The sequence below is a fragment of the Rhizobium sp. R693 genome, from assembly GCF_002211315.1.
GTDB lineage: Bacteria > Pseudomonadota > Alphaproteobacteria > Rhizobiales > Rhizobiaceae > Rhizobium.
Genome location: NZ_LOKY01000031.1, coordinates 1 through 14573, shown reverse-complemented (window position 1 = coordinate 14573; position 14573 = coordinate 1). Strand labels below are relative to the sequence as shown.

General features: G+C 60.0%; 13 protein-coding genes and 1 pseudogene. 6 read left to right on the top strand and 8 right to left on the bottom strand.

The window, feature by feature from the left end; translation table 11 throughout:
* Positions 1 to 362 (top strand): aminotransferase class I/II-fold pyridoxal phosphate-dependent enzyme (locus tag ATY79_RS20535; RefSeq protein ID WP_141105750.1); only part of this gene is annotated, 362 nt, incomplete at its 5' end.
* 5 nt (positions 363 to 367) lie between these two features.
* Here the strand turns inward: ATY79_RS20535 and ATY79_RS20530 are convergent.
* Entirely contained in the window at positions 368 to 622 is a 255-nt protein-coding gene (locus ATY79_RS20530; RefSeq protein WP_141105749.1) for a hypothetical protein, read from the bottom strand.
* Positions 623 to 922: 300 nt separating this feature from the next.
* On the opposite strand from ATY79_RS20530, the gene ATY79_RS20525 reads away from it, so the two are divergent.
* Positions 923 to 2785, top strand: coding sequence for an ABC transporter transmembrane domain-containing protein (locus tag ATY79_RS20525; protein WP_088704746.1), 1863 nt, complete (start codon positions 923 to 925; stop codon positions 2783 to 2785).
* Between the two features lie 134 nt (positions 2786 to 2919).
* Here ATY79_RS20525 and ATY79_RS20520 read toward each other — a convergent pair whose 3' ends face one another.
* The 7 genes from ATY79_RS20520 to ATY79_RS20490 all read right to left on the bottom strand — a co-directional run bounded on the left by ATY79_RS20520 (position 2920) and on the right by ATY79_RS20490 (position 10730).
* The gene (locus tag ATY79_RS20520) at positions 2920 to 3927 is read right to left on the bottom strand and encodes an Ldh family oxidoreductase (RefSeq protein WP_088704745.1); all 1008 of its coding nucleotides are present in this window, start codon (positions 3925 to 3927) and stop codon (positions 2920 to 2922) included.
* On the bottom strand, positions 3927 to 5912 hold the full coding sequence (locus tag ATY79_RS20515) for an FAD-dependent oxidoreductase (protein WP_088704744.1): 1986 nt from the start codon (positions 5910 to 5912) through the stop codon (positions 3927 to 3929). The genes ATY79_RS20520 and ATY79_RS20515 overlap by 1 nt, the downstream gene beginning before the upstream one ends.
* Positions 5913 to 6165: 253 nt before the next feature.
* Entirely contained in the window at positions 6166 to 7245 is a 1080-nt protein-coding gene (locus ATY79_RS20510) for a glycine betaine/L-proline ABC transporter ATP-binding protein (protein ID WP_088704743.1), read from the bottom strand.
* Positions 7238 to 8125, bottom strand: coding sequence for a proline/glycine betaine ABC transporter permease (locus ATY79_RS20505; RefSeq protein WP_088704742.1), 888 nt, complete (start codon positions 8123 to 8125; stop codon positions 7238 to 7240). Before ATY79_RS20505 ends, ATY79_RS20510 begins: the two co-directional genes overlap by 8 nt.
* Before the next feature lie 96 nt (positions 8126 to 8221).
* Entirely contained in the window at positions 8222 to 9223 is a 1002-nt protein-coding gene (locus tag ATY79_RS20500) for an ABC transporter substrate-binding protein (protein WP_088704741.1), read from the bottom strand.
* 70 nt (positions 9224 to 9293) lie between these two features.
* Complete coding sequence (locus tag ATY79_RS20495; RefSeq protein ID WP_088704740.1) at positions 9294 to 10088, bottom strand: pyrroline-5-carboxylate reductase dimerization domain-containing protein; 795 nt, start codon at positions 10086 to 10088, stop codon at positions 9294 to 9296.
* A 12-nt stretch (positions 10089 to 10100) separates the two neighbouring features.
* On the bottom strand, positions 10101 to 10730 hold the full coding sequence (locus ATY79_RS20490) for a TetR/AcrR family transcriptional regulator (RefSeq protein WP_088704739.1): 630 nt from the start codon (positions 10728 to 10730) through the stop codon (positions 10101 to 10103).
* A 144-nt stretch (positions 10731 to 10874) separates the two neighbouring features.
* On the opposite strand from ATY79_RS20490, the gene ATY79_RS20485 reads away from it, so the two are divergent.
* The 4 genes and pseudogenes from ATY79_RS20485 to ATY79_RS20470 form a co-directional block, all read left to right on the top strand.
* Entirely contained in the window at positions 10875 to 12911 is a 2037-nt protein-coding gene (locus ATY79_RS20485) for an NADH:flavin oxidoreductase (RefSeq protein ID WP_088704738.1), read from the top strand.
* Between the two features lie 40 nt (positions 12912 to 12951).
* Positions 12952 to 13569: a dimethylsulfonioproprionate lyase family protein gene (locus ATY79_RS20480; protein ID WP_189638051.1), complete on the top strand. Its 618-nt coding sequence runs from the start codon at positions 12952 to 12954 to the stop codon at positions 13567 to 13569.
* A 15-nt stretch (positions 13570 to 13584) separates the two neighbouring features.
* Positions 13585 to 14346, top strand: a complete 762-nt coding sequence (locus ATY79_RS20475) for an electron transfer flavoprotein subunit beta/FixA family protein (RefSeq protein ID WP_088704737.1) — start codon at positions 13585 to 13587, stop codon at positions 14344 to 14346.
* Between the two features lie 21 nt (positions 14347 to 14367).
* A pseudogene (locus ATY79_RS20470) lies at positions 14368 to 14573 on the top strand (electron transfer flavoprotein subunit alpha/FixB family protein); the annotation flags it as partial.

Genomic DNA, 14573 nt, shown 5'->3' with positions numbered 1-14573 from the left:
CCGGTGCGGTTGCCTCGATCCAGCATCTGAAGGTCAGCCCGTTCGAGCGGGCGCGGCATCAGGATCGTGTCCGCAAGCTGAGGGCGCTGCTCGATCAGCGCGGCATTCCGCATATGCCGAACCCGAGTCATATTGTCCCGGTCATGGTCGGCGATGCCGCCAAGTGCAAGTGGATCTCCGATCTGCTCATCGACAATTGCGGTGTCTACGTGCAGCCGATCAACTACCCGACCGTGCCGAAGAAGACCGAGCGCCTGCGAATCACCCCGACGCCGCTGCACAGCGATGCCGACATCGAGCATCTCGTCGACGCCCTGCATTCGCTCTGGTCGCGCTGCGCGCTCGCGCGGCACGTGGCCTAGTCGGCTTAGATCTGGTCCAAGGCAAAGTCGCGGGCGATGTCGCGACCGATTGCCCGCAGGTGGTTTGAGATTTCGGTCTTCAAGTGGTCCCTCGGACCAAATTCACGCAGAATTTCCTGAGCACGAGTTGCCGCGGGTTCCTCGCGCGGCTCTCCCACGAAGTAGCCCGCCCCGACCGACCACATATCGCATCCGGCACCGAGCAGCGCCGCCACCAGGGATGCCACGCGCGCTGAAGAAGACGCCGACGATTCTACCAATGTCCGGTCCTTGCCGCGAGGTTCTGCCGTATGCCTTCAGAGGATACGAAACGCACCCCATAAATAGGGTGCATTCACTTACGAAGCGTTAAGCGCAGCACCGACGAGCTGCGAGCGCGGGATGGGTATGATGATCTCCACCGGCGGGCGGAAACCCGGGCCGCTCCATTTCGTCAGTCGAATGAGCCCGAGGGCGTCCGGCCTCGAATACGCTTTCCGATAATTGATCATGATCAAAGACGCCGCGGTCCGTCAGGTGGACAAGGGCACCATCACATTTATTCGGAGATCAAGGCGTTGATGATAGCTCAGCACGACCGACAGACTGCCAGCCTCAAGGACCAGTCGCTCGAACGCGACGACCAGAGCCGTCATCTACCGCCCTCACGAAAGCAGGCCGCAACCAGCCTCGTGCGACTTGCTCCTTTCTTGCGACAACATCGCGGGCTGACGATTTGCGCAGTGCTGGCGCTCACCTGCGCCGCGTTGATTTCGCTTGCTCTGCCGATGGCCGTTCGTCGCATGATCGACAACGGTTTCAGGCAGGCCGACGGGGCATTCATCGACAGATACTTTCTCATGGTAATGGCTCTGGCTGTCGCGTTGGCGGTAGCCAGCGCGCTTCGCTACTACTTTGTCACCACGCTCGGTGAGCGGATCGTGACCGACCTTCGCTCCAAGGTCTTCGACCACATCGTTCGCCTTCCAGCTCGCTTCTTCGATTCCAACCACTCGGGAGAGATAGCTTCGCGCCTTGCGGCAGACGCCACCCAGATCAAAGCGGCGGTCAGCCTGTCGGCGTCCGTGGCTCTGAGAAACTCGATACTCTGTGGCGGCGCGCTCGGCATGATGTTCATCACCAGCCCGCGCCTGTCGACAATCGCGATCGGCGTCATTCCGCTCATAATCGCGCCACTCATCTACTTCGGACGGTCTGTGCGAAGGAAATCGCGCGCAGCACAGGATGCGCTTGCCAGCGCATCGGCCTATGCCAGCGAAATCATCGCGGCAAATCGCACCGTCCAGGCCTTCAACACGGAGGACACCGCCCGGCAAAGATATTCGCGCGACGTCGAGCTGTCCTATGACAGGGCCGTTATCGCGGCACGTGCCCGTGCGTGCCTGACCGGCGTTGCCATCGCGCTGATCTTCAGCAGCGTTGTCGGCGTGCTCTGGTTAGGCGCCCAAAGCGTCCTCCTTGGCACGCTGTCTGCGGGAAACCTGAGCCAATTTCTGATCTACTCGGTTATCGCGGCAGGATCATTGGGCTCGCTTTCGGAGGTGTGGGGAGAACTCGCGCAGGCCGCAGGCGCTGCCGGGAGGTTGTTCGACCTGTTGAACGAAGAAACACAAGTACCCGAGCCGAACTCATGCGTACCGTTGGAGGGTCCGATAACAGGCGGCATCGAAATCTCCGACCTGCATTTCTCCTATCCGACCGCACCGGAAAAAGAGGTTCTCGCCGGACTGTCGATGAATGTCGCTCCCGGAGAAACGATTGCGTTGGTCGGACCTTCAGGCTCCGGCAAAAGCACGGTGTTTTCGCTGTTGCTCAGGTTCTACCACGCCGATGCGGGCAAGCTTTCGATCGATGGAAGGGATCTGCGGTCCATTTCTCCGCATGATCTGCGAAAGGAAATATCCATCGTTCCACAGGATGTCACCATGTTCGCGACCTCGATCTTCGAGAACATCGCATTCGGGCGTCCGGACGCCACGCGACAGGACGTCATTGCCGCCGCCACCAGGGCTCAGGCGCACGGTTTCATCAACGCATTGCCGAACGGATACGACACGGTGGTCGGCGAGCGGGGCCTTACTCTTTCCGGCGGCCAAAGGCAGAGGATCGCGATTGCCCGGGCCATTCTGAAAGACGCGCCGATCCTGCTTCTCGATGAAGCGACGGCCTCCCTCGACGCGGAGAACGAGCAGTTGGTTCAGCAGGGGCTGGAGCAACTCATGGACAATCGTTCCACGATCGTCATCGCGCATCGGCTCGCAACGGTTCTCAAGGCAGACCGAATTCTGGTGATGGATGGAGGCCGGATCGTGGAGCAGGGCACACATTCCTCGCTTTTGCGCAGCGCTGGGCTCTACAAGCGTCTGGCTGAACTGCAGTTCAAGACACCGGACGGTCCTGAGCATGATAAGGATGCTGCATAGGAGCCCAGCGAAAGAAAGGGTATTGAAAACCGACCGGATACCGGTCGAGACGGTGAGCAGCGACATAATGCAGGCAACTTAAAGCTCGGCGCAGCCAAGCAAACCGCCGATTGTCGTCTGATCCGCGGCGCGCATCATCGGTCGGGAGGGGTTGAGAGGGACAAGTGCTTCAGCTTCTCGACCAGTGCCAAGGGCACGGTAACATGGGCCGATAGCGGCCGGTCACGATTTCGGCCTGGAACATGAACACCGTCGTCCTCAAGGCGCGAGGCATACCTGTCCAGGCGTTCCGCAAATCCAACTGCATCGATTGGAGCCATCCCGATGACCGTCAGCCCCGCATCAATCCTCCGGGTTTCGTCGATGAAGTCGTCTCCGTCCATCGACCAGGCAGCCCCGGACAGACCTGCAGCGAGCAGTTCCACCATCAGTGCCATATTGGCACCTTTGTACCCGCCGAACGGAAGCAGTGCGCCTTTTATGGCTTCGCTGGCGTCGGTGGTTGGCTGCCCGTTCCCATCCAGTGCCCAACTATCGGGAATACTCCGCTTCTCGTCAGCTGCAGAACGCAGTTTGACGAAGGCGGTTGCACTCGAGGCCTGGTCGATGACAACGGGCCTTCTCCCTGGTCCGGCGGGCGCCGCAAACGCAATCGGATTGGTGCAGAATATCTTCCTCCGCGAGCCTGGAACTGTCATCAGCGCGGGGCCGTTGGCAACGGCGATGGAGAGGATACCCTCAGCGGCCAAGCGGCGAACGTAGTAACCGAGTTCGCCTGCGGTAAAGCTGTTCTTCTGGGTGAACGTGACCACGCCAAACGCGCGAATCCTCTTCACATAGTCCTCGAATATCAGGTCGAAGCCAAGCTGAGCGATGCCGCCGTCGGCGTCGACCTGGATTAAGGCCGGCAACGGATGCTGGATTTTTGGCCTCGCCTGGCCATTGATCCCACCCGACCTGAAGCGTGCGAGGTAATCCATAAGGTGTGGAAATCCGAGATCCCGCGTGCCCTCGCAAGCAGCCGATATTGTCGCATCCACCAACGACTGCGCGACCGAAGAGCTTGCTCCGCAAGCCAGGCAAGCATCCATCGCAAGGCTTCGGATCTCGGGGATCGCTATCGTCAGCGTCTCATCGGGCATCACAATTCCAGCGCAATCTTTCTGCCTTCATAGAAGGCATAGGGCGCCTGGCGTGGTGCAGCACAGTCCCCGATCTCGACAAAATCGCGCCCGCCCGCGCGTAGTTCCTCGCTGAGCCAGTTAGCAGGTGCATTTGTTGTGGCCAGCACGAGGCTGTCTCCTTCCTCGAAGAACCGTTCACCACTGTTGTGATCGAGGAGGGTAGCGCCGTTGCCGTGCCATTCCAGCACGCTGACCTCGAGATGCCAGCTCACACCCAGCCGTCTGAGGGTCTTGCGAAGCGGAACGTCGGCCGTGGTGCGCTGCAACTCCTTTCCGACCAGTGGGTCGGGCGAGAGGATCGTAACGGCATGGCCGTCCTCGGCAAGCTTCCAAGCCGTCCCACATCCACGCCAGCCGCCACCTTCGTCGAGAAGCAGGACGCGTTTTCCAGGGCGGGCCTGGCGTGCCATAACAGCCTCTACCGTGAAGACGTTCCCCTTCTCGTATCCCGGCAGCGTGTCGACGGCAGGGAGTGCCTTCTGGAAGCCTGTCTCGGGCGAAACCGAGCCTGTGGCGATGATGACAGTGTCGATGCCAAGGCTGTCGACGTCGGAGGCTTCGACGTAGGTATTCAGTCGCACGTCGACCTTGAGCTTCGACAGTTGCCGCTCGTACCAGGCGAGGAGATCCAGAATTTGCGCCCGCCGAGGCTGCAAGCCTGCAAGAAGAAAGTTGCCGCCAACCCTTTTGGACGCCTCCGCCAGGACTACCTGATGACCGCGCTCCGCGGCCACCCTGGCCGCTTCCAGTCCAGCGGGACCGGCTCCTACCACCAGGACGCGTTTCGGATTGGCGGCTGGCATGAAGCGGTCGCCGCCCCATGCCTGTTCCCGGCCGGCAGAAGGATTGACGAGGCAACTGATCGAATAGTCGCGAGATCGGCGGCCCCAGCACATCTGGTTGCAGGATATGCAGCCGCGGATATCATCCGGGCGATCCTCCATGGCTTTGCGGGCGAGGTGGGGATCGGCGATCTGGCCGCGCACGATCGATACGAGATCGGCGGCGCCTTCGCCAAGAACCGTCTCACCATTTTCGGGTGTCCTGATGTGACTCTCGGCGATCACGAGCGCCGTCCTTGCCGCTCTCTTAATCACAGCGGCGAGGTCAGCGCCGAGCTTTTCCGGATAGACGAAAGTCGGCATGAGTTTATGGAAATCGAGATAACCTCCTGAGCCGCATGTGACATAGTCGACAAGGCCCAGTTCGTCGTGCAACGCGACGATCTCGGCAAGCTCTTGCCGGGTAAGGGCGACGCTGTGGTCTGGCTCATCGCTGATCGCCAGACCGATTATGAAATCATCGCCGCATTGGTCGCGGATTCGGCTCATGATCTCCCGCGAGAAGCGAGTCCTGTTTGTCAAAGAGCCGCCCCATTTGTCCTCCCGGCGGTTCGACCATGGGGTCCAGAACTGCTCGACAAGCCCGAGATAGGCCGCCCATACCTCGATACCATCGAATCCGGCCTCACGACATCGGCGCGCTGCCTGTACAAATCCATCGATCGTTTCAAAGATCTCGGCTTCGCTCATGGGATGCGACCCGTCGCTGTCATGGTAGCTGGGCAGGCCGGACGGGGACCAGTGCGCGTGATAGGAGTTGTCGCAATCCCCGTGAGCCCCAATGTGGTAGAGCTGCTGGATCGCGACGGCGCCGTTCTCCTTGATTGCCGACGTCACCCGTCTGAAGTGCGGGACGACCGCGTCGTCTGCCGGACGGAAGTTGCCTCTGGTCAAGACGGCTGCGGGATGGACCGGCATCGGCTCGACCACGATCATCCCGGCACCACCGATCGCCCGCTCGGCGTAGTAGGCGACATGCTGGTCGCCCGGCAGCCCTTCCTCAGCCATGTTGGCCGTGTGCGCCCCGAAGACGATACGGTTGCGCAACCGGTGTCCACGAAGGTCGATGGAGGATGTGAGGCGAGGATGGAGCTTCGACATCTGGAATCCTTCGCCGCTATCCGTCCGGGCTGAGTTCGGCGGCTTCTTGAACCCTCAACGAGGATGTGCGCCAGCGCCGTGGCCGGCGGTTGCTTTGCGTATGTGTCGGATCAACCGCCGGACAACGAACAACAGAAGGGGCCGTTCGCGAGGCGGCCAACCCGACGGCTGCCATGGTCCGTTATCGCGCTGCATATCCCTGCGAAGGATGTTTTGTATCGAGGGACATGAGAGCGCCTCTCTTCTCCTCGCGTCAAAGAACTGCCGCAAGCGGGCGCGAGCGCTGATCCTCGGCATCCTGACTGTTGACCATGGCGCTAGCAAGCTGACGGAAAGTTACGATGCCCACTGGTTGCCCTGACGCAGAGAGGACCGTGACGTCGCCATCGGGCGCGGACGCGAGATTGCGAACGGCCTCTTCAACCGTCGAGCCGGCAATGATTGTCGTCCGGCTGGGGATAGCGCCTGCCTGCCAAGGCTGCATGATTGCTTCCACTTGCACGACGCGGCCCCTGTTGACCTCCTTGACGAAGTTCGCGACATACTCGTCGGCTGGCCGCAAGACGATGTCCTGGCTCGTTCCCTGCTGGATGACTTCGCCGTCGCGGAGAATTGCGATCTGGTCCCCCAGCCGAAGTGCCTCGTCGAGGTCGTGCGTAATGAAGACGATCGTCTTTTTGATTTCCTTCTGGATGTCGAGCAGCACCGTTTGCATATCGGTGCGGATCAACGGGTCGAGCGCAGAATAGGCTTCATCCATCAAGAGAACCGGCGCGTCATTGGAGAGTGCTCGCGCCAATCCGACGCGCTGCTGCATGCCGCCCGAAAGCTGGTTCGGGTATTTTTCCTCAAAGCCCTTCAATCCGACGCGCTCCAGCCATCGCATCGCAACGTCAACGGCCTTCGAACGCTCAACGCCCTGGACTTCAAGGCCGAAGAGCGTGTTGTCGAGAACGTTGCGATGCGGAAGCAGCGCGAACTTCTGAAACACCATCGCCGTCTTGTGCCTGCGGAATGTGCGAAGCTCAGTCTCGTCCATCTTGACGACGTCGATGCCGTCGACCAGCACTTCCCCGGCCGTCGGGTCGATCAGTCGGTTGATATGACGAATGAGCGTCGACTTGCCCGAACCGGACAAGCCCATGATGACCTGGATGGCACCCGACGGCATTTCGATGTTGATATCACGCAATCCAAGGACGTGACCGTGCTTTCTGTTCAATTCAGCCTTGGTCAATCCGTTCTGGACTGCCTCGATGTGGGAACTGGCATTCGGACCGAAGATCTTGAAGAGATGGCGGATCCTGATGCCGCCGAAATCATGATCAGCCATGGACGATCTCCCGATGCTTCTGGAGTCGCTTGCCGTATGCCTGGCTGACTCGATCGAAGATGATGGCGATGCCGACGATGGCAAGGCCGTTGAAAATACCCAGCGTGAAGTACTGGTTGGCAATCGCCTTCAGAACGGGTTGCCCAAGCCCCTGGACGCCGATCATCGATGCTATCACGACCATCGCCAGCGCCATCATGATCGTCTGGTTGATCCCAGCCATGATCGTTGGCAATGCGAGCGGCATCTGCACCTTGAAAAGCTTCTGGGCATTCGACACCCCGAAGGCATCGGCTGCCTCAAGGACGTCCTTGTCGACCAGTCGAATGCCAAGGTCGGTCAGTCGGATCATTGGCGCAATTGCATAGATCACAACGGCGATGAGGCCGGGAACACGGCCAATCCCGAGTAGCATGACGACGGGGATCAGGTAGACGAAACTCGGCATCGTCTGCATGACGTCGAGGATCGGATGGACAATTCGCTGGAATCGATCCGAGCGCGCCATCAGAATACCGATCGGCAAGCCGAGCGCAATGGACAAGACCGTACAGACGAAGATCATCGAGACGGTCCGCATGGTGTCGTCCCACATGTCGAAATAACCGATAAGCAACAACGTCGCGAGACAGCCGAGCACAATCTTCAGGCTGCGGCTCGCTAGCCACGCAACAACGAGGATCATAAGCGTTATGATCGGCCACGGCGTCTGGGTCATGAAGCGGTCGACAGCGATCAGGAAGTGTTGCAGCGGAGAAAAGAAGCTTTCGATCGCGTCGCCGTAGGCGCGCGTGAACGCGCGAAAACCGTCATCGATCGCCTTTTTGAGATCGCGAAGACTGTCGTCGTTCATATGCGGAAATTTGTAAAACCATTCCATTCGGTTCCCCTTTCTCTGAAAGAGCCGTTGCAAGTCTTTTGGTTATTTCCGGCTTCTGAAGTAGCGGCGCGTCAAAACGCGCCGCTTATTCAACTATCAAAGCGAGGCTTCGATTTTCTTTGCTGCGTCTTCCGACACCCACTTTGTCCAGATGTCCTTGTTTTCCTTAAGGAAGTGCTTTGCGCCGTCCTCACCGCTTGCCTGGTTGTCGGTCATCCACGCCATCAGCTTGTTGACGGTCTCATTGCTCCACGAGCGCTTCTGCAGATAGGACATGACATCCGGACCGGCTTTTTCGGAAAATGGCTTCGCCACCAGAGTGACAATCGTGTCGACGGGCCAGGCGTTCGGCTTGGGATCTGCGCAATCGGCCACCGTGTTGCAGCGTTTCCATTCAGCAGCGTCGGCCGGAACGCCAGCCTCGAGCTTCACCATCTGATACTTGCCAAGCAAAGCGGTGGGAGCCCAGTAGTAGCCAACCCAGCCCTGCTTGCGCTCGTATGCCTTCGCAATCGAGCCATCGAGACCGGCCGCGGAGCCCGTGTCGACAAGCTTGAAGCCCGCCTTTTCTGCATCGAAGGCTTTATAGAGCTGAGAGGTGACGATCGTTCCGCCCCAGCCTTGCGGCCCGTTGAAAATTGCCCCCTTGGACGAATCCTCCGGGTCAGGGAACAGTTCCGGATGCTTGAGCATGTCCGGAATGGTCTTCACATCAGGGTGCGCGTCGGCGAGATATTTGGGGATCCACCAACCTTGGACGCCGCCATCGGGCAGGGGCGAACCAACCTTGACGATACGCCCTTCCTCGGTGCCTTTCTTCACGACATCGGGAAGGAGATCGACCCAGGCTTCCGGGGCGATGTCGGGTTCGCCTTTCTCGGCCATCGAGGTAATCGTCGGAACAGTATCACCGACGGTGATTTCCGCCTGGCAGCCATATCCCTCGTTCAAGATGATCTTATCGAGATTCGAAAGAACCTCGGCGCTCTGCCAGTTCATGCTGGCGATCGTCAGGGAGCCGCAGTCGGCGGCGTTCGCATATGTGGCCACTCCCAGCAGCCCGAACACCATGCAGGTGGATGCCAATAGTTTTTTCATTCCCGTTCCCTTTATTATTGCGGCGCATGTCTTGAGAGCGGGATGCCGCGTAGTCCCACCCCTACGATCATCATGGGGAATCTCCCATGCTCTCTGATTTCTTGAACGCGACGGACAATCCCCTGGAGACGGCGTCCTTGAAGCCTGCGGCACGCATTTCTTCGATTGCTGCCGCCGTCACCCCGCGGTAGTCCACAAAGGCACGCACGATGTCGTTCGGACATTCCTGGCGTTTTTCCAGCAGCCGACCCGTTCCCATCAGCAGCGCGATCACTGCGCGACGCGCCGTGTCGACGGAAAGTCCGTGGCCAACCGCATGCTCCATCATGGCCGATGCCAGCATGGATGGAAAGGCGGGCCCAGTGCCCGAAAAGCCGGTTAGATAGTCGATGTCCCGTTCGCTCTTGACCTCGTCCTGGATTCCGCAGGCGCCAAAGATGGCTCTGACGATATCTCGATCGCATTCCTCGACAGCTTTCGATGCGATCCACGGGGTGTAAGACAGCAAGACTTCCGCCGCCGCATTGGGAAGCGCTCGCACGACCCGTTCGGTCTTGTGTCTTTGCCGCAGTGCGGAAATACGAATGCCCGCCATCACCGAGATGAGCAGCTTCTGCTTCGCGTCGATCGAGACGACGTCCCAGTCCTGCGGTCGAACCGACATGATCACGACATCTGACCTGGCCGCCAGTTCCTGGTTATCTCGCGTCCAAAAGGCGCCGGGGAAGCGTTCCGGTTTCGCGCTGCGATAGGAAAGCGAGAGATTTTCTGAGCTGACGATACCTGCATCGAGGATGGAGTTGGCAATTGCGCCTCCGAGCCATCCGGCTGCGCCAACCACTCCGATCCTCAACGAGACGCCCATCGTCCTTTCCTCCTAGCCGGGCTTGTATCCGTGTCTTGCGTAAAAGCGATCGAGCTCTCGCTGCTGTGGTATCTCGCCAGTGTAGATCGCTATGTATTCCGGGATTCTCTTCATACGGACGGCCACGTCTTCCTTGGCCTGCATAGAGATGTAGCCGATCTGCACGAGGTAAGTCGTTCGCGCGCGAACGTCAGCCGTGTTCTCGGCGTGGCCGAACCGCATGAACATGCGCGTGAGCGCCTCCATTCGGGTCCGATCGGCCTTTCGGACCTCTGCGAGAATCTCGTCTGACTGGAGCGCCCAACTTCTGACGGCAAATTCGAACTTGCTGTCAAAAAGCTTGAAATCGAGCCAGCAGTCGAACACGTTCAGCATCGCCTCGGCCAGGGTCTCGGCATAGGCTTCCGACTGCTTGACGATGCTGCCGGTATTCTTCTCGCGCCAACGCGACACCAGTCCGGCCAGTAGCTCCTCTCTATCTTTGAAGAACCAGTAGAAGCTTGTGCGAGAGAGATTGAGCTTCTTCGCCAGGGGCAGGATCTTCACGGAATCGACCCCGGACTCCAGCAGCGAGTCATAGGCCGCTTCCAGCCATCCCTCCTGCGATCCACGCCAGCCACTGTCGCTTAAACTCTGGTCCATTGCCAACTCCTAGCAGATCGTTAAGGTCGACGCAATCAAAATGTACATTACTGTCAATGAACTTCGACTGCAGTGTTTTCTTGATTGACACATATGTACATTGCGCCTAGCGTCCGAACCAATTCCTAATTCGGAGCACGACCGATGTCGAACGATCCCCTGCTGCAGCCGTACCAACTCAAGCATCTGACGCTCCGCAACCGCATCATCGTGACATCCCATGAGCCAGCCTATCCTGAAGACGGCATGCCCAAGGAACGCTACCGGGCCTACACGGTCGAACGGGCCAAAGGCGGTGTTGCCATGACGATGACGGCGGGCTCGGCCGCAGTCTCCAAGGACAGCCCGCCCGTCTTCAACAACCTGCTCGCCTACAAGGACGAGATTGTCCCGTGGATCCGGCAGATGACCGATGCGGTCCATGAGCAGGGTGCGGCGATCATGATCCAGCTCACCCATCTCGGTCGGCGTACGCGCTGGGACAAAGGCGATTGGCTCCCGGTCTTGGCACCATCCCATCATCGCGAAGCGTCGCACCGAGCGTTTCCGAAAAAGATCGAAGACTGGGATATCGAGCGCATCATCAAGGATTTTGCCGACGCAGCCGAGCGCATGAAGGCCGGCGGCATGGACGGCGTGGAACTGGAAGCCTATGGACACTTGATCGACCAGTTTGCCTCTCCGCTGACCAATGAGCTCGACGGTCCATATGGCGGACCGCTCGAAAACCGCATGCGCTTCTGTCTGGACGTGTTCAGGGCGATGCGCGAAAGGGTCGGCGACGATTTCATCCTCGGCATCCGCTACACCGCCGACGAGTGCCTTCCAGGCGGCACGGGCAAGGCCGAAGGGATCGAAATTTCGAAGCGGTTGCGCGACAGCGGTCTCGTCGACTACCTGAACGTCATCCGGGGGCATATCGACACGGATCCGGGCCTGACCGACGTCATCCCGATCCAAGGCATGGCCAACTCGCCCCACCTCGATTTTGCTGGCGAGATCCGCGCTGCAACGAATTTCCCGACGTTCCATGCCGCGAAGATTCCAGATGTCGCTACCGCCCGTCACGCGATCGCGGCCGGCAAGGTCGATATGGTTGGCATGACGCGCGCGCATATGACGGATCCTCACATCGTCCGGAAGATTATCGAGAAGCGCGAGGACGACATCCGCCCCTGCGTCGGCGCCAACTACTGTCTTGATCGCATCTACCAGGGTGGCATGGCGTTCTGCATTCACAACGCCGCCACCGGCCGCGAACAGACCATGCCTCATGTCATTCCCAAGGCTTTGACACGCAAGAAGGTCGTCGTCGTTGGCGCCGGCCCGGCGGGCCTCGAAGCAGCCCGCGTCGCTGCCGAGCGCGGCCACGAGGTCATCGTCTTCGAAGCAGCGAACAATCCGGGCGGACAGATCCGCCTGACCGCCCAGAGCGAACGCCGTCGGGAAATGATCAGCATCATCGACTGGCGCATGGCACAGTGCGAGAAGCACGGTGTGACCTTCCATTTCAATCGTTGGGCCGAGGCTGACACGATCACCGCGGCCCGACCTGACGTCGTCATCATCGCGACGGGAGGCCTTCCTCACACAGAGGTTCTGACCAAGGGCAACGATCTTGTCGTGTCGTCCTGGGATATCATTTCCGGCGACGTGAAGCCGGGTTCGAATGTCCTCGTCTTCGACGATGCCGGAGACCATGCGGGACTGCAGGCCGCCGAGTTCCTTGCCAAGGCGGGCGCAAAGGTCGAGATCATGACGCCCGATCGCTCCTTCGCGCCGGAGGTGATGGCCATGAACCTAGTCCCCTACATGCGATCTCTGCAGAAACTGGATGTGACCTTCACAGTCACCTTCCGCCTTGAGGCCGCCGAAAGGAGCGGAAACCAGATCGTTGCTACGGTCGGAAGCGATTACGGCGGGGTGTCGAAACAGCGTGTCGTCGACCAGATTGTCGTCAACCACGGCACGATCCCGCTCGACGAGCTCTATTTCGACCTCAAGCCTCTTTCCAGTAATCTCGGCGAGACCTCCTACGACCAACTCCTGGCAGGTGAACCGCAGTCGATCGTGCGCAACGCGGAAGGGAAGTTCCAGCTCTTCCGGATCGGCGATGCCGTCGCGGCGCGCAACACCCATGCGGCCATATACGACGGCCTGCGCATCGCAAAGGACCTCTAGTCGACGCTGAAGCGCACCTTAAACGAACGGAGATTTGTCATTGGCGGAACGTGGTGATCAGCTGCAGCTTCTTGTCGACGCCGCACATGTGGCATTCGACAAGCATGCCCACGATCCGCAAGCGCGGCGATCACTCAGTCAGGTCTTTTCGGCCCTCCAGGTGTCAGGCAAACAACGCCCGGGGAAAGGGAGCCGTTTACCAGCATGCCAGTTCTTGCCGACGATTTGCCTTGGTGCCGGTTCGCAGCTGCTGCGCGACCTTCATTCTCGGTTTCAGTCAATCGAGCCGCATCTGACGTGGCGCCGCCGGCAGGACACGTCCGGTACCGCAAGTGGAAACTTTGAGGACGGGCACGCGAACGCGATGATCATCGGGCCCGGAGGCCTGGAAGAGCGCGATGATGTCTGGTTTGGTGCCACGCTGATGGCGCCAAACATGCGATATCCGGATCACGACCACGCCCCTGAGGAGGTTTATCTGGTGATGACTGCGGGAGAGTTCCAGCACGGCGATTCTGCCTGGTTCTCACCCGGTATCGGCGGATCGTTCTATAACCCCCCCGGGATAAGACATGCCATGCGGTCGACGGATCAGCCGCTGTTTGCGTTCTGGGTGCTCCTGCCCAAGCGAAGCGATGGCTCGAACCCCGAACTCTAACGAACAGGTGCAGTCATGAAAATTCTCGTCCCCGTGAAGCGGGTGGTTGACTACAACGTGAAGATCCGCGTGAAGGGCGATGGCACCGGCGTCGAGCTTGCGAACGTCAAGATGTCGATGAACCCGTTCGACGAGATCTCGGTGGAGGAGGCGCTCAGGCTGAAGGAAGCCGGCAAGGCCGAGGAGGTGATCGTCGTCTCGATCGGTCCGGCCAAGGCCGAAGAGACGCTGCGCACCGCGCTTGCCATGGGCGCTGACCGCGCCATCCTCGTCGAGACCGATGATGCCGTCGAGCCGCTCGCCGTCGCCAAGATCCTGAAGGGCGTCGCCGACGCCGAACAGCCGGGTCTGATCATCGTCGGCAAGCAGGCGATCGACGACGATTCGAACCAGACCGGCCAGATGCTGGCCGCCCTGCTCGGCACCGCCCAGGCGACCTTCGCCTCGAAGATCGAGATCGAAGTCCCTGGTCCTGGGGGCAAGGCGCAGGTGACGCGCGAAGTCGATGGCGGCCTGCAGACGATCGAGATCAAGCTGCCCGCCGTCGTCACCTCGGACCTGCGCCTCAACGAGCCGCGCTATGCCTCGCTGCCGAACATCATGAAGGCGAAGAAGAAGCCGCTCGACAAGAAGAGCCCGGCCGATTTTTCCGTCTCCACCACCCCGCGCCTGAAGGTCTTGAAGACCGAGGAGCCGTCCGGCCGCAAGGCCGGCGTCAAGGTCAAGTCGGTCGCCGAGCTCATCGAGAAGCTGAAGACTGAAGCCGGCGTCCTCTAAGGTTCGAAAGGAAACATCACCATGGCCATTCTTCTTCTGGCTGACCACGACGGCAGCCACCTTTCCGACCAGACCGCCAAGACGCTGACGGCGGCCGCCAAGATCGGCGGTGACGTCACCATCCTGGTCACCGGCGCCGGCGCCAGGGCTGCGGCCGATCAGGCCGCCAGGCTGTCGGGCGTGTCCAGGGTACTGGTTGCCGAGGATGCAAGCCTCGCCCACAATCT